At 68.7% G+C, this 24,931-nt stretch carries 13 protein-coding genes; 3 read left to right on the forward strand and 10 right to left on the reverse strand.

All coding sequences use genetic code 11. The annotated features are described in order from the left end of the window. Positions 1–294: 294 nt before the first annotated feature. Both ABTW72_RS17275 and ABTW72_RS17280 read right to left on the reverse strand, forming a co-directional pair. Positions 295–1,134, reverse strand: coding sequence for a GNAT family N-acetyltransferase (locus ABTW72_RS17275; protein ID WP_350859869.1), 840 nt, complete (start codon positions 1,132–1,134; stop codon positions 295–297). Next, positions 1,064–2,404, reverse strand: a complete 1,341-nt coding sequence (locus ABTW72_RS17280; protein WP_350859872.1) for an MFS transporter — start codon at positions 2,402–2,404, stop codon at positions 1,064–1,066. The genes ABTW72_RS17275 and ABTW72_RS17280 overlap by 71 nt, the downstream gene beginning before the upstream one ends. A 112-nt stretch (positions 2,405–2,516) precedes the next feature. On the opposite strand from ABTW72_RS17280, the gene ABTW72_RS17285 reads away from it, so the two are divergent. After that, the gene (locus ABTW72_RS17285; RefSeq protein WP_091400331.1) at positions 2,517–3,104 is read left to right on the forward strand and encodes a PadR family transcriptional regulator; all 588 of its coding nucleotides are present in this window, start codon (positions 2,517–2,519) and stop codon (positions 3,102–3,104) included. Between the two features lie 132 nt (positions 3,105–3,236). Here the strand turns inward: ABTW72_RS17285 and ispG are convergent, their stop codons facing one another. From ispG to ABTW72_RS17315, 6 genes are all read right to left on the reverse strand, one after another. Further along, positions 3,237–4,409 (reverse strand): flavodoxin-dependent (E)-4-hydroxy-3-methylbut-2-enyl-diphosphate synthase, encoded by a 1,173-nt coding sequence (gene ispG / locus ABTW72_RS17290; RefSeq protein ID WP_112588507.1) that lies wholly within the window; start codon positions 4,407–4,409, stop codon positions 3,237–3,239. 9 nt (positions 4,410–4,418) lie between these two features. Further along, positions 4,419–5,669, reverse strand: a complete 1,251-nt coding sequence (locus tag ABTW72_RS17295; RefSeq protein ID WP_350859876.1) for a M50 family metallopeptidase — start codon at positions 5,667–5,669, stop codon at positions 4,419–4,421. After that, a complete protein-coding gene (dxr, locus tag ABTW72_RS17300; protein WP_112624216.1) occupies positions 5,669–6,880 on the reverse strand; it encodes a 1-deoxy-D-xylulose-5-phosphate reductoisomerase in 1,212 nt (403 codons plus the stop codon). Before dxr ends, ABTW72_RS17295 begins: the two co-directional genes overlap by 1 nt. A 43-nt stretch (positions 6,881–6,923) precedes the next feature. Continuing rightward, complete coding sequence (locus ABTW72_RS17305) at positions 6,924–7,556, reverse strand: Uma2 family endonuclease (RefSeq protein ID WP_350859879.1); 633 nt, start codon at positions 7,554–7,556, stop codon at positions 6,924–6,926. Between the two features lie 351 nt (positions 7,557–7,907). Continuing rightward, positions 7,908–8,483, reverse strand: coding sequence for a T6SS immunity protein Tdi1 domain-containing protein (locus ABTW72_RS17310; protein ID WP_350859882.1), 576 nt, complete (start codon positions 8,481–8,483; stop codon positions 7,908–7,910). Then, entirely contained in the window at positions 8,483–16,279 is a 7,797-nt protein-coding gene (locus ABTW72_RS17315; RefSeq protein ID WP_350859885.1) for a ricin-type beta-trefoil lectin domain protein, read from the reverse strand. Before ABTW72_RS17315 ends, ABTW72_RS17310 begins: the two co-directional genes overlap by 1 nt. Before the next feature lie 2 nt (positions 16,280–16,281). On the opposite strand from ABTW72_RS17315, the gene ABTW72_RS17320 reads away from it, so the two are divergent. Both ABTW72_RS17320 and ABTW72_RS17325 read left to right on the forward strand, forming a co-directional pair. Next, positions 16,282–16,563, forward strand: coding sequence for a hypothetical protein (locus tag ABTW72_RS17320; protein WP_350859888.1), 282 nt, complete (start codon positions 16,282–16,284; stop codon positions 16,561–16,563). 162 nt (positions 16,564–16,725) lie between these two features. Beyond that, the gene (locus ABTW72_RS17325; protein WP_350859891.1) at positions 16,726–19,839 is read left to right on the forward strand and encodes a DNRLRE domain-containing protein; all 3,114 of its coding nucleotides are present in this window, start codon (positions 16,726–16,728) and stop codon (positions 19,837–19,839) included. Positions 19,840–19,924: 85 nt separating this feature from the next. Here ABTW72_RS17325 and ABTW72_RS17330 read toward each other — a convergent pair whose 3' ends face one another. Together ABTW72_RS17330 and ABTW72_RS17335 are read right to left on the reverse strand one after the other, a co-directional pair. After that, the gene (locus tag ABTW72_RS17330) at positions 19,925–23,896 is read right to left on the reverse strand and encodes a CARDB domain-containing protein (RefSeq protein WP_350859894.1); all 3,972 of its coding nucleotides are present in this window, start codon (positions 23,894–23,896) and stop codon (positions 19,925–19,927) included. A gap of 450 nt (positions 23,897–24,346) precedes the next feature. Beyond that, positions 24,347–24,898 carry a GNAT family N-acetyltransferase gene (locus ABTW72_RS17335; RefSeq protein WP_350859897.1) on the reverse strand — a complete coding sequence of 184 codons (552 nt, stop codon included), beginning with the start codon at positions 24,896–24,898 and terminating at the stop codon, positions 24,347–24,349. Positions 24,899–24,931 lie beyond the last annotated feature (33 nt).

A 24,931-nucleotide genomic window follows, 5' to 3' on the forward strand; every position in this document is an offset into this window, starting at 1 on the left:
CCGGGACGTGGGTGGCGGAGAGCTCAGCCTGCCGGCACCACCCCGTCAACTCAACCGATTTTCCCGCCTCTGAGCTGGGCGGGGTTGGTTCGACGTCGTGAGGAAGTCGGCGGGCACGCCAGCGTTGATCAGCCGTTCCCGCATCCGTCGCAGGGAGCCCGGTGTCCAGTCCGGGTATGCGGAGAGGAACAGCAGCCGCTGCGCCGCATCGCGGTCGCTTCGGGCCGCCTCGATCGACGCCTCGACCGTGCTGGCCGCGAACTCCCAGGCGGCGGCACGGCCACACACCAACGGTCAGAAGAGGACTGTGGCCAGGGTGCCGACCGGCTGAAAGCCGCAGCGTTCGTAGACGCGGCGGGCCGGGATGTTGAAATCGTTGACGTACAGGCTGACGGTGGGGGCGACGCGCAGCAGCGCGTCGCGGACCACGGCTGCCATGGCGGCGGTGGCGATCCCCCTGCCGCGCCACTCCGGTGCCACCCAGACGCCCTGGACCTGGGCTGTCCGCTTGGTCACCACGGCCAGTTCGGCCTTGAACACGACCTTGCCGTCGATGACGCGGGCGTACGCGCGACCGGTCCGGACCAGGTCGTTGACCCGTCGGCGGTAGCTGCGGCCGCCGTCCTCGGCAAGCGGGGAGACGCCGACCTCTTCGGTGTACATGGCGACCGCGGCCGGGAAGAGCCGGTCGCCCTCGCCGGAGCGGACCTGGCGTACCTCCGGATCGGCCGGTACGGGCGGCAGCGTGTCGGTGACCAGCAGTGGCTGATTGGGGCGGACGTCTCGCGCTGGCCCCCACGTGTCGGAGAGGCGGTCCCACAGCCCGAGGACGGCATCGGCGCGGCCGACGATGGAGGAGCAGAGCCGCTCCTCGCCCGCGAGCAGGTCGGCGAAGGCAGCCACCGCGGCGTCACTGGCCAGCACCGGGGTCAGGTTGCCGCCGAGCCAGCAGAGGGATTCGAGGTTGCGGCGAGCCCCGTACCCCAGGACTCGGCCCTCGGCCCGCCACCAGGAGAGTCCGCGCGCGGCGATCCGCTCGGCGACCTGCGCGCCCGCGAACGGGTCATGGTCGAGCAGTCGCTCGACCGCGCGGCGCTCCGATTCCCCCAGTTGGCGTACCGGCACCGTCAGCACGACTATCAGCCTGCCAGATCGACCCCCCGCTCCGCCGGTCGAGTGACGAGGCCGGCACCGGTTCTGCGGGCCCACTGATCGGCCGGGTCCGCCCGGCCCACCGGACGACCGGGGGCACCAGGGCTCCGAGCAGGAGAAACAGGGCACCGAGCACGAGCCAACCAGGTACGCCCCAGCCGAGTGCGAGGCTGGTTACCACCACCGGTGCGAGCATCTTGCCCAGTTCGTAGCCCATGCCGTACGCCCCCTGGTACTGCCCCTGGGCGTCTGCTGGTGCCAGCCCGAAGGAGATCCCCCAGCCTGCGGCGGAGTGCCACAGCTCCCCGGTGACGTGCGCGAGCGACCCGAGGCCGAGCAGGCCCACCGCCCCGGCGGTGGGCACCGCGCCGCTGGCGGCGAAGAGTACGCAGGCCAGGGCGATGGCCACGCCCGCTCGGCGGGCGGCGCGGGCGGCTCCGGGCAGGGTGGCGGCGGTGCCCGCGGCGCGTACCTGAAGGAGCACGACCAGCACGGTGTTGACCAGCGTCAACGCGGAGATCATCCAGGCGGGGGCCCGGGTGTGGCCGGCGATCCACAGCGGCAGGGCGATGGTGAGCAGGCTGAAGTGCATCGACATCAGCCCGTCGACCAGGGTGAAGGCGAGGAACGGGCGGTCCCGTAGGGCGACCAGCCGAGGACCGTGCGTCGGGGCGGCGACCGGGGCGACGGCGGGCAGTCGAAGGAAGACCACCGCTGCGGCCAGTGATGTCGCCGCCGAGGCCAGGATCAGCGCGACGTAGCCGGTTCGGGTGTCGGCGGCGATGGCGAAGCCACCGAGGACGGCGCCGACGGAGATCCCGACGTTGGTGGTGGCTCGTAGGTAGGCGCGGGTGCGGACCCGCTGGTCGGCCGGGATCGCTCCGGCGATCAGCGCGCCGCGGGCACCGCGTTCGACGGCGTCGGCGAGCGCGGTCGCCGCTCCCACCAGCACGAATGTGGGAAACGACCGGACGGCGATCAGGCCGGTGGTCAGGGTGCCGGCGACGAACAGCGCGCCGACCTGCACGCCGCGTGGGCCGACGCGGTCGGCCAGGTAGCCGCTCGGGGCGCTGGCCAGGACGCCGACCAGGGCAGAGATGGTCAGCCCGATGCCCACCTGGGTGGCCGACAGGCCGACCGACCTGGTGAGGAAGAGCGCGCTGGCGACGAGCCAGAGGCCCCGCCCGACGGTCTTGACCAGAGTGCCGAGGGTGAGGACCCGGGCCGGACCCGGCGGGGGAAGCAGGCGCATGACCGACACCCTAGCAAGACGTACGTACGGTTTGGTAGATCAGGCTTGCCGACGATGCATTGCCGATATATCGTTGATGCATCAGCGATAGTCCTACGGAAGGAAGAACCCGATGAGGTTCCACCGACAGCACCACCCGATGCACGAAGCCCGGATGCGGGGGTTCGGCTTCCCGCCGGTCCCGCCCGGTCCGCACGGACACGAGCACGGACACGGCGGCCCGTGGGGCGGCCGGGGCCGTGGACGGGGTCGGGGCCGACGCCCCAACGTTCGAGCCTCCGTGTTGGCCCTGCTCACCGAGCGGCCGATGCACGGCTACGAGATGATCCAGGAAATCGACTCCCGCACCGGCGGTGCGTGGCGGCCCAGCCCCGGCTCGATCTACCCCACCCTCCAGCTACTGGAGGACGAGGGCGTGATCGTCGCCAGCACCGAGGAGTCCGGTGGCGGGCGGAAGCGGTTCACGGTCACCGAGGCCGGTCAGGCGGAGGCCACCGAGGCCGCGCAGACCCCGCCGTGGGCGGACGTCGCCCAGGGCACGGTGAGCAGCTGGCACGACATCCGTGACTCCGGCGCGCAGGCGATGAACGCACTGCGCCAGGTGATGATGAACGGCACCGACGACCAGCGTGAGCGGGCCGCCCAGGTGCTCGACGAGACCCGACGCAAGCTGTACGCGATCCTCGCCGAATCCGAGTGACGCCGGGCCGCACCACGGAACAGCAAGGCACGGCAGCACGGCCCAGCAGCACAGCGCGAGAGCGCGGGATCAGCACCAACGCGAAGCGGCCGTTCCCCGCACGGGGAACGGCCGCTTTCTCCACATGGAAGATCAGTGCACGGTGACGGTCGGGCCGGTGACCAGCCCGCGCAGCTCCTCGGGAAGCTCGGCGCCCATCTCGTCGGCGATCCGCAGCGCCTCCTCGATCAGCGTCTCCACGATCTGCGCCTCGGGCACCGTCTTGACGACCTGCCCCTTGACGAAGATCTGGCCCTTGCCGTTGCCGGAGGCGACACCGAGGTCGGCTTCCCGGGCCTCGCCCGGACCGTTGACCACGCAGCCCATGACGGCGACCCGCAGCGGCACCGGCAGCCCTTCCAGACCAGCGGTGACCTCCTCGGCGAGCTTGTAGACGTCCACCTGGGCCCGGCCGCAGGACGGGCACGAGACGATCTCCAGGCCCCGCTCACGCAGACCGAGGGACTCCAGGATCTGGTTGCCGACCTTGATCTCCTCGACCGGCGGGGCGGACAGCGACACCCGGATCGTGTCGCCGATCCCCTCGGCCAGCAGTGCGCCGAAGGCGACCGCCGACTTGATGGTGCCCTGGAACGCCGGCCCGGCTTCGGTGACGCCGAGGTGCAGCGGGTAGTCGCACTGCTCGGCGAGCTGCCGGTACGCCCGGATCATCACGACCGGGTCGTTGTGCTTGACCGAGATCTTGATGTCGCGGAAGCCGTGCTCCTCGAACAGCGAGCACTCCCACAGCGCCGACTCGACCAGCGCTTCGGCGGTGGCCTTGCCGTACTTGCTCAGCAGGCGCTTGTCCAGTGACCCGGCGTTGACGCCGATCCGGATCGGCACCCCCGCCGCCCCCGCGGCACGAGCGATCTCCTTGACCTTGTCGTCGAACTGCCGGATGTTGCCCGGGTTGACCCGGACCGCCGCGCAGCCGGCGTCGATCGCGGCGAAGACGTACTTGGGCTGGAAGTGGATGTCGGCGATCACCGGGATCTGCGACTTCTTGGCGATCGCGGGCAGCGCCTCGACGTCGTCCTGGGACGGCACCGCCACCCGGACGATCTGGCAGCCGGACGCGGTCAGCTCGGCGATCTGCTGAAGGGTCGCGTTGATGTCGGAGGTGAGAGTCGTGGTCATCGACTGCACGGAGACCGGCGCACCACCACCGACCGGAACCGAACCGACCATGATCTGGCGGCTGGCCCGACGGGGAGCGAGCGGCGGGGGCGGCACGGCGGGCATACCGAGACTGATTGCTGTCACTTCAGGCACTCACCTTGAGAAGAGCGTGATGGGGTTGACCACGTCCGCGGCGATGGTCAGCAGCGTGAACGCGCCACCGATCAGGATCACCACGTACGTGAAGGGCATCAGTTTGAGGTAGTCCACCCGGCCGGGGTCGGCCCGGCCGATCCGCCCGTAGACCCAGGAACGGGCCCGTTCGAACCAGGCGATGGCGATGTGGCCGCCGTCCACCGGGAGCAGCGGCAGCAGGTTGAACACACCGATGAAGAAGTTCAGCGACACGAAGAGCATGAAGAAGACCAGCCAGGCGTTGTTCTCCACCGCCTCGCCGCCCAGTCGGCTGGCGCCGACCACACTGATCGGGGTGTCGACGTCCCGCTCGCCGCCGGTGAGGGCCGTCCACAGGGCGGGGACCTTCTGCGGGAGGCGCTGGAGCGCCTGGGCGGTGCCGACGGCCAACTGACCGGTGAAGTCGGCGGTGGCGCCGAAGGCGCCGACCGGGCCGTACGTCACGCGGGTGGGCGTGCTGGGGACGAGCCCGACGCCGAGCGCGGCCACCGGCGCGGCGGCGCCCGTGGGGTCGTTCAGCGGCGGACGCTGGGTCTGCGCGAGCACCGTGCGGGTGGTGCCCGGCTGCCCGTCGCGGACGTACGCGATCTGCGCGGTGTCGCCCGGCTTGAGCCCGCGCAGCGTGGTGAGCAGGTCGCCGTAGGAGTTGATCGGAGTGCCGTTGACGGAGGTGATCCGGTCTCCGTTGCGCAGTTGCGCCTGGGCGGCCGGGCTGGCCGCGTCGGCCGGGGTGCACGCCCGAACCGCGTTCTCCGGAACCACGCACTCGCTGAGCTGGATGACGGCGGGCTCCTGGCGGGCCTGCGCGTCGGTGGTCGGGAAGTCGGGGTTGGGCAGGCCGGCGGAGACGGCGAGGATCCAGATGGTGACCAGAGCGAGCGCGAAGTGCGTGATCGACCCGGCGGCCATCACGATCGTCCGCTTCCAGACCGGGTAACGCCACATCACCCGCGACTCGTCGCCCGGCTCGACGTCGTCGTCCTGCGGGGTCATCCCGACGATCTTGCAGAAACCGCCGAGCGGAATGCCCTTGACGCCGTACTCGGTTTCGCCGCGCTTGAACGACCAGATCGTGGGGCCGAAACCGACGAAGTACTTGGTGACCTTCATCCCGAACATCTTGGCGGTCAGCAGGTGCCCCGCCTCGTGCAGACTCACCGAGATGAGAATGGCCAGGGCGAAGAGGACCACCCCGAGCAGGTACGACATCAAGCTCCTTCCACCGAACCCGCGATGATCTCCTGCGCGTGCGCGCGTGCCCACGACTCGGCCGCGAGCACGTCCTCGACGGTACCTGGTTCGTCGAAGTCCGGAGCCTCCTCCAACACGCGTTCGAGGGTGTCGACGATGCCGAGGAACGGCAGCCGGCCCGCCACGAACGCCGCCACGCACTCCTCGTTCGCCGCGTTGTAGATCGCCGGGCGGCTACGCCCGGCCTCCCCGGCGGCCTTGGCCAGCGCGACGGCCGGGAACGCCGCGTCGTCGAGCGGCGCGAACTCCCAGGTGTGCGCGGCCGTCCAGTCGACGGCGGTGGCGGCCCCGGGCACCCGGTCCGGCCAGCCGATGCCGAGCGCGATCGGCAGCCGCATGTCCGGTGGGCTGGCCTGGGCGATCGTCGAGCCGTCGACGAACTCGACCATCGAGTGGATCACCGACTGGGGGTGCACCATCACGGTGATGTCGGCGTAGGGCACGTCGAACAGCTCGTGCGCCTCGATCACCTCAAGCGCCTTGTTGACCATGGTCGCCGAGTTGATCGTGACGACCGGCCCCATGTTCCAGGTCGGGTGCGCGAGCGCCTGCTCGGGTGTGACCTGCGTCAACTCGTCGCGTCGTCGACCCCGGAACGGGCCGCCGCTGGCCGTGACGATCAGCCGACGCACCTCGCCGCGCGAACCGGAGCGCAGACACTGAGCCAGCGCCGAGTGCTCCGAGTCGACCGGGACGATCTGCCCCGGCCGCGTCACCGCGGCCTTGACCAGCGGGCCGCCGGCCACGAGCGACTCCTTGTTGGCCAACGCGAGAGTACGACCACCGCGCAGCGCGGCCAGCGTAGGAGCGAGGCCCAGCGAGCCGACCACCCCGTTGAGCACGATGTCGCACGGCCACTGCGCCAGCTCGGTCATGGCGTCCGGGCCGGCCACGATCTTGGGAAGCTTGAAGTCGCCGGTGGCCCACCCGCGCCGGCTCGCCTCGGCGTAGAACGCGAGTTGCAGGTCCTGCGCGGCGGACGCCTTGGCCACCCCGACCGCCTCGACGCCCAACTCCAGGGCCTGCGCGGCGAGCAGCTCGACATTTCCGCCGCCGGCACCCACGGCGACCACCCGGAACCGGTCCGGGTTGCGCCGGACGATGTCGATGGCCTGCGTGCCGATCGAGCCAGTGGACCCGAGCAGAACAAGGTCGCGGGGGGAAGTCACCCGACCATTCTTCCCCACCCCCGCTGCACGCCCGCTGGGAGCCTCAGCCTTCCCCGCCCGACTCCTCCTCGTCCAGCAACTCGGCCGGGTCGATGGAGAATTCGAACGGCTCCCGCATCGCGAAGGTGCTCCCTGCCGCAGCGGCAGCCAACGGCCGGTACTCCCCGTCGACCAGCTCCAACAGAGCCATGGTCGGCACCCGGTTGCGCAGGTCCACCCGGAGGAAGAACGGCACTCCGACAGCGGCGTACTCCCTGGGCCTGTCGATCACGTCCTTGCGCCGATTTCCGGGAGACACGATCTCCCCCAGCAGCACCGCCTCGGCGATGGGAACCGTCGTGCGGCCACCACCTGATTTGCGCAGCACAGCGATGTCCGGGATGAAGAGATCACCCCCGGAGATCACGTTGATCTCCGGATAGACCCAGAATCCGGCCTTCCGCGCAGCACGATGCAGCACGTACGGCAACTCCCGCTCGACCGACTGATGATCGATTCCCGCGTGTGGTGTCACGATCACGCTTCCGCTCAGGACCTCAACCTTGGGGCCGTTGGTCTCCGGCAACAGGTCGAGGGCGAGCTGCGCAGTCCAGGGTTCGTCGTGCCACCGCAGCACGTCGAACGACGGCTCGGTGTGCTGCGGCGCCGGCTCCGGCTCGAACGCGGCCTGGGCCATCCGGGCTCACCCCCTCAGCGGGACATTCTGCTCAGGTCAGCCTAGCCACCGCAGCCCCAGATGTGCGTCATCGCACACCCAGTGCGTCATGACGATGCCTACCGCCAAAATGGAGGCCTACGGCCCCGCGTGCACGCGGGGCCGCACAGCGACCGCGGATGACCAGGCGACGCCTTCCCAGCCGAAGCGATCAAGGCCGCGACGATCCATCACGGTTCAACCCACGCGACGGGTTCCGGAATCGACGTCACGCCGCTACGCGTCGTCACCCAAGTTGACAAATCTCAAGGTTCAATAAGCGCACACAAACGATGTTTGGCACGCCCTTGGCAGTCGCATCCGCCAGTCCGGCTATTTCGGTTTAGCCTGAAGCTGCCCCAAGATCGACCAATACACTTCTTCGTCACCGATTTCCAGGTTTTCGATGGACCCCGCACCACCAAGGAACAATGGAACCTTGAACCCTACACACTGCCCACTTTGAGGAACCGAGAATCCCGCACCCCGCCATTCAGAAAATAGATTCGAGGCAAGAAAAGTAACCGGATCTGCCACCATCTCGACATCAAACAGCTGCTCTATAGCGCACTCGACGTCAAACACCTCAGCAGAGCCCGGCTCAAAGAGCAACAATCGGGGAAACGTGGGATCGACACCCGCGAAATCGAGCGCGAACTGTCTGCCGAGCCAGTCTTTGGCAATAGGCACAATATCGACGTAGCCGGGAAATACCTGCTGCACAAGCTCGCGAGCCCGGGAAGCTTCGTCTCCAGAGTGCACCCGCAGGATGCCGGCACCGAACGAGATTCCGGAACCAATACGGACCAACTCGTTGTATCCTGCGACGCTTCCTAGCCGCGGTTCACGGTAAGGCGGCAACGCACTTCGCGCGTCGGCGGGAAAATTGCTGATGAAATTCTCAAACATCACGGCCTCTTGCAAATCGACACGCCACACACTCTAGTTCCCATAGGAAGATTCCTAATCCGAGCGTCAATCTGTGGCCCAAGGCTGGTGTTCACACTACCATCAAGCGCACCAAGGTTACTTAGCGTATCTGACCCGCCCAGCTGGAGATCCTGCATGTGATCACCGTGATAACCATCCGGAACGGTTTCGCCTGCCCGACGAAGTCGACCTGCCGCGGATCCCGGGACGACACGTACTGCCTGCGTCTTCACGAGCAGTCCGTCCTGCGCGAGATCATTCAGGTACGCGACCTTTCCGTCGGCCTCGTCAATTTGCGTGGGGCTCCATCCTTCTTTGTAGTGCAAGTCCAGGTGAACCGCGTCGGGGTCGTTACCGCAGTTGTGGACGAGCACCGGCGTGTTGCCGGCTATCACATAGTACGTGTGGGTGTTGGCGACGGTCAGGTTGTGGACGGTGGCCCATGGAGTGGTCCACCGTTCGATTGCTGTGACCTGCACGAGGGTGCCGGCACCGGTTCGCAGCAGCTGGCCGGATCGCAGATCGACGGCGTCGACCCACTCGTTCAGCTCCGGCACCCAGAACGGGTGACCGTCGGTCGCCGTGACCTCGGCCGTGGCCGAACCCTGCTCACCGTCGGTGTCGATGGTGACCTGCACCAGGTGCTTGACGCCGTCACCCTTGATCGCCGCGGTGACCGTCTCCACCTCGACCCGACCCGTCTCGGGATCAGTGACCTGGACCTTGTCGCCCGGCTTGACGTCCTCGATGGGCTTGGTGGACCCGTCCGCCATCAGGACCTTCGTGCCGGGAACGAAGCTGTTGACGAGGCAGGAGTCTCCGCCGTCGGCTCTGCCGGTGCCGCCCCCTCCACTGGCCCCGCCATTGCTGCGGCCGGAAGCACCCGACGAGCCACCGGGCTTTGAGTCGCCCTTGCCGGCACTGCCGGAGCCCTTGCTGGCGCCGGACTTGCCGGCGCCGCTCGACGCGGCCGAGGAGCCCTTCGGGTTGGACTTGGCCTGGGCATCCTTCTGGGCCGGGTTACCGGTTTTCTTCGTGGCGTTCGTCGCCTTGTTACTGGTCGTGTTGATCTTGTCGGCGGCCTTTTTCTTGGCTGCCTGGGCGGCCTTCTTCGCCCGTTCGATCGCCAGCTTCTTGGCGTTGAGTGCCGCTGTCTCCGCCGCTCGGACGGCCGCCAGGACAGCCTCAGCCGCCCGTTTCGCGGCCTTCCACGCCTGGATCGCTGCGATCGTCCGGTCGATCGCCCTTATCACGGCCGGGATCTTGCCGATCTTGCCCCAGGGGATCGCGCCGATGATCAGGCTGCCGCACGCCCACATGTCACCGCCGAAGCAGTTGATGGCGTCGTTGATCCCGATGAAGTCCTTCAGCATGTACCAGGCCGAATCGAGGATCACCGACATCAGCGATCGGCCCATGTTCGCCTGCGCCTGGGCGACCATCGCCGCCGACAGGCCCGCGCCCGCCAGCGCCGCAGCCGTCTCCGATGCGGTCAGCGCCACCGACAGACCCGACGGGTCCGAGTGGGTCACCGGGTTGTTGTGGGCGTACGCGTACCCGTTGGACTGGGCCGGGTCGGTCAGGTCCAGGACCGGGTCGGCGGAGAGGAACCGTCCCACGGTCGGGTCGTACAGGCGTGCGCCGAGCGGGGTGTAGCCGGAGGCGTCGTCGCGGACCGCGCCGAGGAATCCCTTGTTGCTCTGCATGTTGACGCTGAGCGGGGTGGTGCCACGTTGGTTGCCGAACGGGTCCTGCTTGCGGATCCGCACCGGCATCGCCGCGTCGTGCAGGCCGATCTCGGCGTACGTGCTGCCCTGGTGGTCGCCGGCGAGGGCCAGCAGGTTCGAGCCGGCGACGGCGCGGTTCGCGTAGCGCACCACGGTGCCACCCGGCGCGGCGTACGAGCGTTGGACGGAGATCTGCACCCCGCCCTGCTGCACGGTGAGCTGCGCCTCGCCCAGGTTCAGGGTCGCCTGGCGCTGCTGGATCGTCAGGAGACGGGTGCCACCCGGCCCGTAGATGTGCCGGGTCTCGTCCTGCGCCTCCCACTGCTGGGCGGGCACGTTGGCGCACGCGGCCAACACGATCGGCGTGCCATCGGCGGACGCCGCGTCCTTGACGGCGACGCACAGCCCGGACGCGGTGTGCTTGAGCTGGCCCGTCGACAGGCGTTCCAGTTGCTGGCCCGCCGAGCCGTTGCAGGCCTGCACCGCGAGGACCGAGCCTGCGGTGGTGGCAGCCGGCTGCACACACCAGTTGTCGTACGCGGCCAGGGTTCCCAGGTTGGCGTTGCTCTGGTTCGGCGTGGCAGCGAACGCCCACTTCTGCGCGGGCGACTCGTTGCACGGGTAGAGCATGAGGGGCTGGTTGGGGGTGGCGAGTCCGTTGGTGAGGTCGAGGCACTTGCCGGCCAGACCGACGTACGGGCTCTTGCCCTTGGTGCCCGCACCGGCGATCCGGTCGATCTGGCCGTCGTAGGTCCAGGACAGCGTCTGCTGGTCGCCGTTCTGGATCGAGGTGACGGACTTCGTCTCACCGGTCAGCTCGTACAGTCGCTCGGCCGCCGCGGTGACCGCGGCACCGGCCGGGGTGACGTAGTTCTTGGTCACCTTGGTGAGGGTCCGCGGCTGGCTGCCGTCGGCCTTGCCATAGGTGTACGAGGTGGTGGCGTCCTTGGCGGTGGCGCCGGTCAGGTCCTTCTCCACCAGCTTGGTGCGGTTGCCGAGCAGGTCGTACTCGTACTCCTGCCAGTAGCCGGACTTGTCAGTGCCGGCCGCCACGTTGAGGGTGCCGTCCGCGTTGACCGGGCCCGGCGAGCACTGCGCCTGGTTGCTGGCGGTCCAGGCCGTCTTCACCCGGCCCAGCGCGTACTGGAAGCACTGCCGTTCCTCGATGCCGGTCGCCTGCTCGCGGATCGCGAGGATGTTGCCCGCGTCGTCGTAGTTGTAGGAGCGGTTCGAGACGAGGTTCCCGCCGACGATGCTCTTGTCGCCGGTCTGCTCGCGGTAGACCTGCTGGCTGTTGAGGGCACCGCTGGCGTCGTCGTACGAGGCCATCGTCCACACCCGGTACGGCTGGGCGCCGAGGGTGGACCGCAGCACCTGCCCGTACGGCGAGTACACGGTCTCCGCGCCGTACCAGTCCTTACCGGACACCGACAGTGGCAGGCCGTCCTTGGTGTAGCGGACGAGGAGCTTCTCGGACGGGAGGCTGCCGACTGCGGGAAGTGTGGTCGACTCCGGCAGACCGGTGTCGGTGTAGTTGTACTCGTAGGTGTAGGAGGTCCGCAGGCCCCACGTGTTGGCGACGGTCTGCGGCAGCGTGAGCGTCGTCGACGTCGGCTGGTAGTCGTTGCTGTAGCCGCCGACGGTCTGGGTGTACGGCAGGCCGTCGGTGTAACGGGTGGCGCTCGCCGGCAGGCCCTTGCCACCGGCGACGGTGTCGTAGGTGAACTCACCCAGGAGCGTGCCGGTGCTGCTGCCGAGCCGCTGAGACGTCGGGCGGGACAGCTGGTCGTACCCGTTCCAGACGGTGATACCGCGAGCGTTGGTGGAGGTCAGCTGCCGGTCCCGGTGGTCGTACGTCATCCGGCTGGTGCCGGAGTCCGGGTCGGTGGAGGTCTCCATCCGGCCGCGCTGGTCGTAGGTCCAGGTCCACGGGCGGGTCGGGCTCGCGGAGTGGCTGGCCTGCGCGAGTTGGCCACGCGCATCGTGCTGGTAGCGCATCGTGGTGAACTCGGTGCGGGCGCTGTTGGTGAAGGTGTCGACCCGGGTGGTCCGGCCCAGGGCGTCGGTGAACAGCCGGTAGGAGGTCGCACCCGCCGGGTTGATCACCGTGGAGTGGTCGGCGCCGTACGCGTAGCGGGTGGCCCGGGCCGGCTGCTCGACCTCGGCCAGTACCGGCAGCTCCTGGGTCACCCGGCCGAGGCCGTCGTAGGTGTAGAGGGTGGCATTGGGTACGGGTGCCGGGTTTTCGGTATCCACGTACGGCGTGAACAGCTGGCCGTTCGGCGCTCCCTTGGCGAGGTAGGCGTTGTTGGTCCGCCACACCTCGCCGGAGCTGTTGTAGTGGGTGTCGGTGATCAGCCGGCCGCCGCCGGTGGCCTCCTCCTGGGTCTGCCGTTCGCGGCCCAGGCCGTCGTAGATGGCGACGGAGGTCTGGACGCGGTTCTCGTGCCCCCGGGCGAAGGTGGTGATGTACGGCGGCTTCCCGGCGGGCACTGTGTACTGGGCCCGGAAGTCCGGTACGGACGTGGACGACGGGGTGCGTCCAGGTCCCCACGCCTCGACGAGGCGGCCCAGCGCGTCGTACTTCGCCTCACTGACCCGGTCGTTCAGGTCGGTGGTCTTGACCGTGACGGCGCGGCCCGGATCCAACTCCCGGATCTGCCTGTGCCCGAGCGAGTTCTCCTCGGTGACGCTGGTGGCCTGGCCGGTGGCCGGAGTGTAAGTGATCGTGGAGGTCTTGCCGTCCGGGTCGGTGCTGCTGACGACGCGACCGATGGCGTCGAAGCCCGTGGTGCCGTCGTTCTGGAAGCCGGAACCGTCGCCCTTCAACGACCAGGTCTGGCTCGCCAGCCCGCGGGTCGAGGCGCCGAGCGCGACGTCGTACGCCTGCCCGTCGTAGGCGACCCGGCCCGCGGAACTCAGCGTCTTCAGGTCGTCGAAGTTGGCAGTGGCGCAGGTCGTCGGGCTGGTGCGGATCTGCTTGGTCAACCCGATGAGGTTCTTGTCGTCGCGGTGCAGGTACTCCACGAAGGTGCAGGACTCGTCGCCGGTCTTGCCGGTGTCACCGAGCGACTCGATGTGCGTGGGCAGACCGTGCGTCGTCTCGTGGGTGGTCTTCGTCTCGACGGTGCGCAGGGTGCGGGTGTCGTCACCGGTGCCGGAGGACCTGGTGTACGAGGCCTGCCGGGGCTCGGTGACCCGCCATGCCTGCAAGGGGCTCAGTCCGTCGTCACGTGAGCGCGTCGCGAGTTCCTGCGCGGCGGGGAACGTCACGCTGCGGGTGAGCCAGTCGCCGTCGGCGTCGGCGGCGTCGGCGTACGTCAACTCCTCGGCGACCCGGCCGGCGAACGCCTCGTGGTCCTTGGCGATCTCGGAGCCGGTGGAGTCCTTCACCGAGACGGTGTCGCCCAGGCCCCGGAAGTACCGGGTGACGGACTTGCTCCGCTTGCTTCCGATGTCGGGGTCGTCGGCGCCGGTGATGACGGTGACCTTCTCGACGCCGGCGAACTGGGAGTACGTGCGGGTGGACTTCTTCGTGAACTCCTGCTCGGCGAGCCGCCATGCCGGCTTCTCGTACGCGTACCCGGTGATGGTGGTGTACGCGCCGTCCAGGTTGGGGAGTTCCTCGACGCTGTCGACGACGTACTTCTGGAACCAGTCGATCTCCTCGACCGCCGGGTCGGGGTGCCAGAAGGCGGGGTAGCACAGCCTGTCGTTGGCCTTCAGCTCGGCGGTGTCGCCCTTGCCGGGCAGGCCGGTGCCGTCCTTGCAGTCACCCACCGGCGCCTTGTAGTTGATGACGGTCTCGCCGCCGTACTCGTTGATGACCCGAGCGATGCGCAGGCGGGAGAAGCCGGGGCGGTTGTCCCGCTTGACGCGGTTCGGCATCTCCTCGGTGTTGGACTCGAAGCGCACCGCGTTGAGCGCGATCTTGTCGCCGCTTCGGCCGTGTCCGGTACGGGTGATGGACTCCAGCCAGAGCGCGGTGTTGGGGCCGGTCTTGAGGATCGGGAACGACTGCTTGAGCTGGTACTCGTCCACGAGCTGGAGGGTCTTGGCCGACGTCCGCTGCGCCGACGTGGTGATCTTGTCGAGGCGCTTGCGGGTGAAGAAGGACGGCGAGGCGTTCCAGCACTTCTGGTCGGCGGAGCACCGCAGGTCCGCCGGAGTGTCGTACCAGATTCGGTACTTGTCGGGGTTGGTGCTGGCGAAGTTGCCGTCGGTGCAGGTGAGCGATCCCTCGGCGAAGCAGCGCTCTGCGACGCTGAAGGCGATTCGCGCCAGCGGCACCTCGGAGAAGAGATTGTCCTTGCGCTGCCCGTAGTCGATGCGGGTCAGGTAGCCGCCGCGGTCGTAGCTGACCGGGTCCTTGAAGTTGAAGTTCCGGGCGTAGTGGTTCGTCTCGCGTTCCCACCACAGACTCATGGCGTTGCCGTGGATGTCCTCGACGTAGTCGAGGGACCACCGCCACGCCTCGATGCAGGCCGAGCCGGCCCAGTTGCCCGCCTTGTAGCAGGGCTCATTCGCGTGGTTGCCGTACACCGGCACGGTGAGCACCGAGTTGGTGACCGGGTCGTCCGCCGCGCTGCCCCGGTCTGACCAGCCCGGAAGGCGGTTGCGGCCGAAGTGGTAGCGGGTGCCGTCGCGGGTCGTGACGATCCAGTACTCGCCGTCGGCGTCACCGTTGGCCAGGCTGGTGTCCTGCACCAACTGGACCTTGGAACCGTCGCCGTTGGCGGTGAACCAGGCCCCTCTGCCCTCGTCCCAGACCAGCTCGGTGGTCATTCCGGCAAGTGACAGGGTGGCGTTCTTCGAACCCCAGCAGAGGTCGGCGGTGCGGTGGGAGGAGTTGTTCGCACCTGGCTTCTTCGAGTCCTCGCGGCAGCTGGCGTAACTGCGGGTGATCGCCCCCGCGCTGTAGTCCCAGCCGTCACCGATCCAGGAGGACTGGTTGTTGCTGGCGGAGGTGCGGCCGTCCACCGACTGCGAGGAGTACGACAGAGACACCTTCGGCATCAGGCCGGCGGCCGTCTCGGGAGTCTGCACCTGGTACGAGTAGGTGAAGGCGCCAGACGACGAACCCGCGGCCCAGGAGCCCGAGGAGAGCAGCGGAGTGGCGGTGAAGTCGCCGGCCGCGGACGCTCCGGTGTCCAGTACGCCGACGACGCTTGAGCTTTCCGCAGCGGCCGCGCGTGCGCCCGCCGCACCCTGTGCACCCAGCAACGCGCCCACGGGCACCTTGCCCGTGACGACCCGCTGCGTCGGCTCGTCCGCGGTGGCCGCGACGCGTGCCGACGCCCGCTTGGTGGGCACCAGCTTCACCTGGCTGGACACCACCTGGGCACTCGTCGCACCGGGTGCTGCCCACATCGTCCCGCTGTCGCCGGTGGCGCAGTCGCCGCTGTCGGGGGCGTCGAAGACGCAGTCGGGCAACAGCATGACGCCGAAGCGGTCGGCCGCCAGCGGGCCGTACAGGTCGGCGAAGTCCGTGTAGTTGACGTCGAGAGCGACCTCGGCGGCCGGGTCGGCGGTGGCCGGCGGGGTGATCTTCATGATCAGGCCCGACACGCTGGCCGCCTGGGACGCCTCGGGTGCGGCGAGATCGACGGTCCAGGTCCCGGCGAGGGCAGCCGGGTCACCACCGGCCGGTACGCCGAGGGCGACCGGCAGGTCGTCGACCTGCCTGGTCGCGCCAGCCTCGACGCCGGTCAGGTCCACGGCGCCGCTGTCCTGCTGCCACGGCGCGACGGACGTGGGCGCGTACGGAACCACCGGCACCTGGTCGGCGGTGAGCAGGTCCGAGTCGGCTTCCTGGTTCTGCAGGACCTGCTTGCTCTGCGGGACGTCCGGCAACTGGACCTGGGTGTCCTCGCGGCTCATGCCAGCGCCCGGCACCGCCCACGCCGGCGCGGGCACGGAGGTCGCGACGAGTGTCGTGGACAGGAACAGCACCATCGCCGTACGGGCGCGGTGCCCCCGAGGGCGAAGCGGCTCCGTCGAGGTCCGTCGGCCATGCCACCGCCGGGACAGCAACCCGATACCACGCATACGTGTCGACTCCACCCAGGCGCAAAACGAACGAGGAGGCGCGGAAAACCGCGAAAAAGCACGTGCCGGATCGGCACGTGCGTGAGCACTCTGCGGTAGACGGAGTCATCACTCAAGGCCAGCCGATCATCACCGGATCGACATTGCGTGATCTGGGTCACGCCGCCATTGGTGATCAGTTAGTTGCGGATGGCAATAATCGGGCTTGCGGGAAAATCGGCCCAACCGCCCCTGAATCGGGCTGGCAAAACGTACACAAGATCAAATTACGCATGAACCCCTGACGACTTCCCAGCGTTGTGTAACGGATCGATAACGTTGCTCGGGCGGACGAAAAAGACTCGCGTCATGCGATCGTGTGCTCGCGTTTTGCCCCGCGGCCCGCCGGACGGGGCTGCTTGTTGTGCCATCCCCCTGTTGTCGGCCCCCACGGGAGTAGAAGCGCCGTGACCGTGCCTCGCCTGCTCAGCCCGCTTGTGCGTACGCGCTTCAGGCTGACTCTCACCCTGGGCGTCCTGCTGGCCGCACTTGTCGCGACCCCACTGCCATTGCGGTGGACCGACCAACCGCGCGACACCGTCCTCGCGCCGGTGCCGGCCGCCCCGCGCGACGAGGCGACCGCGATGACCGACGCCCGGCGAACCGGCACGGACGTGCTGGTGGATACGGCCACCAGCGCCACCTCGCTCACCTGGGCGATGCCGAACGGGCAGTTGCGCACCACCGTCCACGCCATCCCCCAACGGTCGAAGAACACCTCCGGCCAGTGGGTGGCGGTCGACAACACCCTGACCCGCGGTGCAAGCACCGCCAGCGGACTGGACATCCGACCCGTCAACGCCGTCACGCCGGTGCGGTTCTCCGGCGGCAGCGACAGTGGTCAACCGGACGGCACCCCGACCGTACTGACCGAGATGGACGTCGAGGGCCACACCATCGCGTACACCTGGCCCGGCCGACTGCCGAAGCCGGTGCTCGACGGCCCGCGCGCCCTCTACCCCGAGGTCCACCCCGGAGTCGATCTGCTCGTCGTCGCCCGCGACGACGGCGGCGTCGGACAGCTGCTGATCGTCAAGAACCGATCAGCCGCCACGATCCAGGCCGTCAGCTCCCTGACCTACGGTCTGCGCTCCCCGACGGTCGTCTTCCGCCGCGACGCGACAACCGGCGGCGTCCTCGCCCTCGACAAGGTCAGCGGCGAGGAGGTCAGCTCGATCCCCAGCCCGTTTGCCTGGGACTCCGCCGGACGCGACCCGGAGGCGCCCGACAGCGCCCCCCGCACCTCCGTGGCCACGCCCGCCGACGTGCTGAAGCTATCCGGCCTCGTCGGCAGTGAGCCGGGCGCACGCGAGGCGCAGATCCCCACCCGACTCGACGGCGACGGCACCGGCGACGTCCGACTGCACCTCGACGCCGCCGCCACCGGGCTGCTCACCGGCCCGGACGTGCTCTTCCCCGTCTTCCTGGACCCGACCCTCACCAGCGGCAAACAGGCCTGGGCCACCGTCTATTCACAGCACCCCAACACCAACACCTACAACGGCACCAACTTCAACTCCGGAACCACTGACGCCCGGGTGGGCTACGAGGAGGACACGCCGCTGCGAGCCCGCTCGTTCTGGCGGATGGGCTTCGACGCCAAAATCAAGGGCGCGACGGTCACACTGGCCAGCTTCAAGGTGCTGAACAACCACTCGTGGAACTGCACGTCCCGCGAGATGCAGCTCTGGCGCACCGGTTCCATCTCCAGCGGCAGCACCTGGAACAAGCAGCCGGCATGGGCGGAGGAGCAGTCCCGACGGTCCTTCGCCTACGGCTACGGCAGCAGCTGCGCCGACGACTACGTGAGCTTCGACGTGAAGAAGGGCGCCCAGGACGCCGCCAACGGCGGCTGGGCGAACCTCACCCTCGGCATGCGGGCCAGCAGCGAGTCCGACACGCTGACCTGGCGCAAGTTCAAGGTCACCTCCGCCGAGCTGACCGTCACCTACAACCGGCCGCCCAACGAGCCGACGGGCGGCACCACCTCACCCGGCGGTAGCTGCGTGCCCGGCCCCGGCGGAGGCGTGACGGTGGCGAAGACCAACATCATCCTGTCCGCGTCCGCCTCGGATGGTGACGGCAACCTCAAGAGCCTGCGCTTCCGCTTCTGGAAGAACGGCACGACCACCCCGGCGGGCACCGCCGTCACCGCCACGAGCGACGGCAAGGCCAGCCTGACGATCCCCGCCGGCAACCTGGAGGACAAGGCGGTCTACTCGTGGGAGGTGAGCGCCGAGGACGCGGTCGGCGCCACGTCGTCGTTCTTCCCACCCGGCAACGAGCCGTGCCGCCTCACCATCGACGCCTCCGCACCCCCGGCACCGGACGTCGCCAGCGACGTCTTCAAGGAGGCCACCCCCGACGGCGCGACGTGGGCCACGATCAAGTTCGGCGAGACCGGTCCCATCACGTTCACCGCCTCCGGCGCCACGAGCTTCACCTACTCGTTCGAGAGCATCGGCGCCGTGAGCGTGGCAGCGACCGCCGGCAAAGCCACGGTGCCCAACCTGGCCCCCCGGCACGCCGGCCCCACCACCCTGCACGTGTACGCGTACGACTCGGTCGGCAACCGCAGCGCCCGCACCGACTACACGTTCTACCTGCCGCCGCGCTCGACCGCCGACGGGCCTGGCGACACGGGCGGTGACGGAATTCCGGACCTGCTCCTGGTGGACTCCTCGGGCAACCTGCGCAACTACGCCGGTGACACGGGCGGCGAGCTGTACGCCTGGCTCGTCGGCTCCTACAGCGACGGAAAGCTCAACCCGACGGGTCACTGGTTCGACCCGAACACGGGCAGGGCGGCCCTGCTCACCAAGCACACCGACACCTATCCCGGCGACGGCACGACCGACATGTTCGCCCGCACCCCGGACGGCGGCTTCTGGCTCTACCCGGGCGACGGGTACGGCACCTTCGACGTCGAGCGTCGGCTGCGGGTCATCCTCCCGGCCACCGGTGTCGGCGGAACCGCGGTGCCCTCGCCGGACACCTGGACCCAGATCAAGGCCGTCGGTGACATCACCGGCGACAAACTCCCGGACCTGATTCTGCGGGCCGGGCCCGCCTTCTGGGCGCTGAGCGGCTACACGGGTGGCAGCTTCCAGGAGGCGACCCTGATGGAGGGCACCGCCTGGGCCCGACGTGAGGTCGTCAACGTCGCCGACATCGATCTGGACGGCACACCGGACATGCTCTGGCGCAACCTGGACAACGGCAACATGTACGTCCGGCACGGCAAGCCTGGCTCGACCGCGGGCAGCGTGAACCTTGATTCGCTCAAGTCGGCCGCCGGCTCGCGCAGCGGCGACGTCTCGTACGGGACGGGATGGTCCGAGGCCAACATCAGCGCCATGATCAGCATTCCGGACGTCAGCGGAGACCGGGTGCCTGATTTCTGGACCCGTTCGGGCACGGACGGCATGATGCGGATCTATCACCCGTCCACCACCAACACCGGTGGGCCGGTGAAGGTCGTCCTGGGTGACGACTGGCGCGGGGTCAAGTCCTTCGGCTGAGCGCCGTAGTGACCAGCACGAGAGTCGGGGTGTCCGCGTCTGCGGACACCCCGACTTCACTTGGACCGTGTGATCAAGCGGACGGCTAGCCGCCGTTGATGACGAACTGCGAGCCCGGCTGGATGACGATGTTGCCGTCGGCCGAGTTGGTGATGGTCACGTTGGTCAGGTTGGCGTTGCCGCGCGCGCCGCTCATCGCGAGGATGCCGGCACCGTTGACGGACCTGTCGATCCGCACGTTGGTGATGGCGACGTTCGGCATGTTGCCGCCACCGTTCTTGAACTGGATGCCGTCGTACGTGGAGTCGATGATGTCGGTGTCACGGATGGTGACTCCGACGATGTCCCTGGTGGCCGGGAAGAGGGTGATGGCACCGAACTCCTGGTCCTCGTTCCAGAAGGCGCCGCCGGTGCGGTAGAGCCCGTTGTTGGCGATCAGCGTCGTGCCGGAGAACGGCAGCGGGTCGTGGTCGGTCGCCAGCATGATGCCCGGGTAGTTGGCGGTGTCGTAGATCAGGTTGTTCTCGATCGAGTTGTCGTAGCCGCCGTAGATGGCGATGCCGTTGGCCCGCCAGGGCAGCTGGATGGTGTTGTTGACGAAGTGGTTGTCGTGGGCGATGTCGACGTTGCGGTCCTTGACGTACGGGTTGGCCCAGACGGCGAGCGCGTCGTCACCGGTGGTGCGGAAGGACGAGTTGAACACCCGCGAGTTACGCGTGCCGTTGCTGAAGTTGATGCCGTCGGCGTACGTGTTGCGGATCCGCATGCCGGTGAACTCCAGCCCATCGGCCGGCCCCCAGAGGTCGGGGATGTTGTCGTAGTCGCGGCCCACCCAGACACCCACGTTGGCGTGCTCGATCCACACGTTACTGATCTTCGTGCCGGTGCCGAAGCGACCGTTCAGACCAACGCCACCCTCGGCGTTGCCGTCACCGCCCCGGATCCGGCCCGAGCCGAAGATGGCGATGTCGGAGATCTGGGTGTTCTTGTCGATGTCGAAGCCGAAGTTGCCCTCGTGCGGGTGGTTGATGCCGCCCACGACGTTCTGCGGCTCGGTCAGCGTGTAGAGCTGCGAGTGCCACATGCCGGCGCCCCGGATCGTGACGTTGCTGATGCCGACCTGGTTGTGCGTACCCCGGTTCAGCGGGTCGTCGGTCAGGATCTTCTGCTCCTGCCGCCACTGCCCGGCGGGGATCCAGACGCAGCTGATGACACCGTTCTGGTCGTCGGTCACCGCCCGCTGGATGGCGGCGGTGTCGTCCAGCCCGTCGTTCGGGACCGCACCGTACGAGGTGATCGAGGTGCAACCGGCCGGCTGGCTCGCCGCCGGCGCCACCTGCTCCAGATCGATCATGTCGATGACGTAGAAGGAGGCGGTGTCACCCGAGTCGCGCTGCAACTTGAACCGGGTGCCGGCCGGGTACGACTGCGCCAACAGCGCGTTCGACTCGTCGAAGAGCCGTCGGGCGTCGGCCTGCGGAGTGTTGGTCAGCGCCTCCGGCCCGTCGGTGTTGCCGTAGAGCCAGCTGTGCTTCGACGACACTGTCAACTTCCGGGTGAAGACGTCGTTGACGTAGAGGCTGATGGTCGCCTCGATGCCGCCACCACCGGGCGCGTCCGGGATGGAGTTACGCACCACGATGGAGTTAGCCTGGTTGGCCGAGGTGAACTCGACGAACTGGCCGGTGCTGGTGAGTCGTACCGACTTGCGACCCGAGGACTCGCTGGCGAAGTTGGTGTGCCCGAAGGTGCGCAGCGGGTCGGCCTCCAGCAGGGTGCCCTGGTAACGGCCGGCCTCCGCCTCGTAGGAGACGTACGGGACGGCGGCCCCACGACCGACCACTATCGACTGGCTGAACGCGTTGTTGGTCTCGTTGGTCTCGGCGACCACGTTGGTGGCGTCGGCGGTGGCGGTGATGGTGGCGCCGCCGCTGGTGGCGGTCCAGCTACCGCTGACGGCCACGGTGACCGTCGCGCCAGCGGCGATCGAGGCGGTGTTGGTGTTGAGCGTGGTGCTGCCCGCCACCAGCCGGGTGACAGTGGTCGCGCCGGTCGCGCTGGTGCCCCGGTTGCGAACCGTCACGGTGAAGGTGACGGACGCCCCGACGGCCGGGTTCGGCGGGTTCGAGGCGATGCTGAGTACCTGGAGGTCGGGACCCGGGGCCTGCGCCACCACCAGCGGTGACGCGGCGGTGCGGCTGTTGTTGCCGTTGTTCTGCTCGACGATCGTGTTCGCCGGGTCGACCACCGCCGAGACGGCGTAGCTGCCCATCGGCCGCGTACCGGCGTTGAACGACACGGTGGTCGAGGCGCCCGCGGCGAGCGTGCCCACCGAGGCGCTGCCGACGACCGCGCCGGCCAGGCTGAAGTTCACAGTGGTCGCACCGGCGGCGGCCGAACCGATGTTCTGCACCACCGCAGAGAGGGTGACCGGGGAGACCTCGCTGGGCGACGTGGGAGACCAGGTCACCGAGCTGACGACCAGATCCGGGTTGGGCGCCGGCGTGCCGCACACCTCAAGCTCGGCCACCTGACCGGACGGGGCACCGGTGTTGCCGGTGAACCGCAACTGCACGTCCGCGGTGGTCGCGCTGACCGGGATGGTCACCAGGTTGGTGCCCTGGGCGAACTGGTAGGCCGCCGCCGACACCAGACTGGTGTACGCCGACGACGCCTGGTCGCGGCCGAGGACCTGGATGGTCTGGGTACGGGTGCCCCAGGCCGGGTCCGGGTTGAGCTTCACTGTGACGCCGGAGATGGAGTGGTTCGCGCCCAGCGCCACGGTCAGGTTCTGCGGGTAGCTCGCCGCACCCTCCCAGTAGGTGGTGAGCTGCCCGTCGTTCGCCTTGTCGGGGGTGAAGCTGAAGGTGGAGCCGCTCGCCGTCATGCTCTTGCCCTGCGCCACGTTGGTGCAGGCGGGCGGGTTGCTGCCGGTCCGCGTGACGGTGTTGCTGTTGTCGGAGAGGTTGCCGGCGCCGTCACGGGCCCGGACGTAGTAGGACACGGTCGCCGTCGCCGGTTGGGTGTCCTGGTAGGTGAGGACGGTGCCCAGCGTGGCGATCAGGCTACCGCCCCGGTAGACGTTGTAGCCGGCGAGCCCGCTGCCTCCGGAGTCGGTGGAGGCCCCCCAGTTGAGCGTGATCGTGCTGCCCGACGTGCTGTGCGACAGCGTCCCCGGGACGCTCGGCGCGGTGGTGTCACCGCTGCCGGTACGGGTGACGGTGTTGCTGTTGCCGGAGAGGTTGCCGGCGGCGTCACGGGCCCGGACGTGGTACGACACTGTCGCCGTGGCGGGCTGGGTGTCGTTGAAGGTGGTCACGTTGCCGATGGACTGGAGGAACGCGCCGTTGCGGTAGACGTCGTAGCCGGCGATGCCGCTGCCGCCCGCGTTGTCGGTCGACGCGACCCAGTTGAGGCTGATGGTGGTGCCTGACTGGGTGTACGAGAGGTTGCCGGGAACGCTCGGCGCGGTGGTGTCGGGGGTGGTGCCGCCGCTGCCGTACACCTCCAACTCGGAGAGCTGCCCGGCCGGCCAGCCGCTGTTGGCGGTGATGGTGATCCGGACGTAGCGGGTGGAGGTCGAGCTGAAGTTGATCGTGGCGGTGCTGCCGCTGGCGGGGTTGAAGGTGTACGTCTGCGACCCGACCAGATCGGTGAAGGACGAACCGTTGGTGCTGCCCCGCACGCTCAGCGTCTGCGTCCGGGTTCCCCAACCGGAGGTCGGCAGCTTCAGCACGACCTGGTTGACGCTCTGCGACGAGCCGAGATCGACCTGCACCCACTGCGGGAACGCGTTGTTGACGCTCTCCCAGTAGCTGCCCGCGTTGCCGTCGACGACCTTCGACGAGTCGTAGACGTCGGCGTGGCCGCTCTCCTGGGTGGGACGGCCCTGGGCGAGGTTGGTGGCCGCCGGGGCGAAGCCGGTGCTCGGTGCGGCGGCCGGGTCGGCCGGGCGGGCGGCGGCGGCCGGGTTCGCGAGGGCGGTCGCCCCGGCCGTCGCGATCAGCGCGGCGGCGGCCGTGGCCGCCACCATCCTGAACAGATTCGTTCGTCTCATCACTGTCCTTGTCGTCGGGGGACGGTTACCGCGGTGGCTGGACCACGGGGTGGGGGTGCGGTGCAGCGCCGGCCGACGCGAGCGGGCCGGGGATCGAGAGAGACGGGTTGGCACGGGCGGTGCGGGGGCGCCGCTCGTGCTGGAAACACCAGATGGGTACGACCATCAACGGGCCTCCCCCAGGGAGCCCGTTGAATCTTCCGAGCACATGCACGGAACCGTGCACATGTTTGTCAAAATCTTGCGTTACTTTGGCCCAAAGGTTACTGACGTGCTACGGGAGCGTCAACACTTCGACCACCGTGACTATTGACGGACTTGTCTGTCCCGTGGGGGTTACCGCTCTGCCCGGCCTGCCCACAATTTCGGGGAAGGCGCCGCCTCCCGACGACTGGAGGCCACACCTTCCCCGAAGTTGCACGGATCTTGCGTCAGGTCGTGCGGGAACGATCAGGCATCTGGTGCGGTCAGCACGAAGGTCTCCAGCAGCTCCCCGCCGTACCAGTCGGTGCGCCGACCGACATGGGTCATGCCCAGCCTCCGAGCGACCGCCATCGACGGCTCGTTGCTCGGCGACACGACCGCGTAGATCTCGCGGGTGCCGGCGGCGAACTCCCGTGCCACCGCCGCGCGGGCCGCCTCGGTGGCGTAGCCGTTACCCCACGCGTCCGGGTGCAGGTGCCAGCCCACCTCGATGTCGTCGGTCCGGCGCGACTCGTCGCGCCCCGGCAGCGGCTTGAGCAACGCGGTGCCCACCACCTGGCCCGTCTCGCGTACCTCGATCGCCCACGTGCCGTACCGGCCGCCGTCGTCGGCGTGCCGCTCCTGCCAGATCCGCAGCCGCTCGACGGCCTGAACCGGGTTGGTCATCGGCAGACCCGACGCCATGCCCAGATATCGGCTCACCTCGGGACGCGAGTAGATGTCGTAGATCCGGGTCAGATCGGCCGGATCGTCGGTCCAGTCACGCAGGATCAGGCGTTCGGTGGTGAGAACAGTCATGACCGGCGATCTTAAGGAGTGACGGCCCCGGCG

Source organism: Micromonospora sp. NPDC127501 (assembly GCF_040302185.1).
Lineage (GTDB): Bacteria > Actinomycetota > Actinomycetes > Mycobacteriales > Micromonosporaceae > Micromonospora.

Coding starts and splice junctions, on each gene's coding strand:
- ABTW72_RS17280 (WP_350859872.1), bottom strand. CDS start 2,404: ATGCGCCTGCTTCCCCCGCCGGGTCCGGCCCGGGTCCTCACCCTCGGC.
- ABTW72_RS17285 (WP_091400331.1), top strand. CDS start 2,517: ATGAGGTTCCACCGACAGCACCACCCGATGCACGAAGCCCGGATGCGG.
- ABTW72_RS17295 (WP_350859876.1), bottom strand. CDS start 5,669: ATGTCGTACCTGCTCGGGGTGGTCCTCTTCGCCCTGGCCATTCTCATC.
- ABTW72_RS17305 (WP_350859879.1), bottom strand. CDS start 7,556: ATGGCCCAGGCCGCGTTCGAGCCGGAGCCGGCGCCGCAGCACACCGAG.
- ABTW72_RS17310 (WP_350859882.1), bottom strand. CDS start 8,483: ATGTTTGAGAATTTCATCAGCAATTTTCCCGCCGACGCGCGAAGTGCG.
- ABTW72_RS17315 (WP_350859885.1), bottom strand. CDS start 16,279: ATGCGTGGTATCGGGTTGCTGTCCCGGCGGTGGCATGGCCGACGGACC.
- ABTW72_RS17330 (WP_350859894.1), bottom strand. CDS start 23,896: ATGAGACGAACGAATCTGTTCAGGATGGTGGCGGCCACGGCCGCCGCC.
- ABTW72_RS17335 (WP_350859897.1), bottom strand. CDS start 24,898: ATGACTGTTCTCACCACCGAACGCCTGATCCTGCGTGACTGGACCGAC.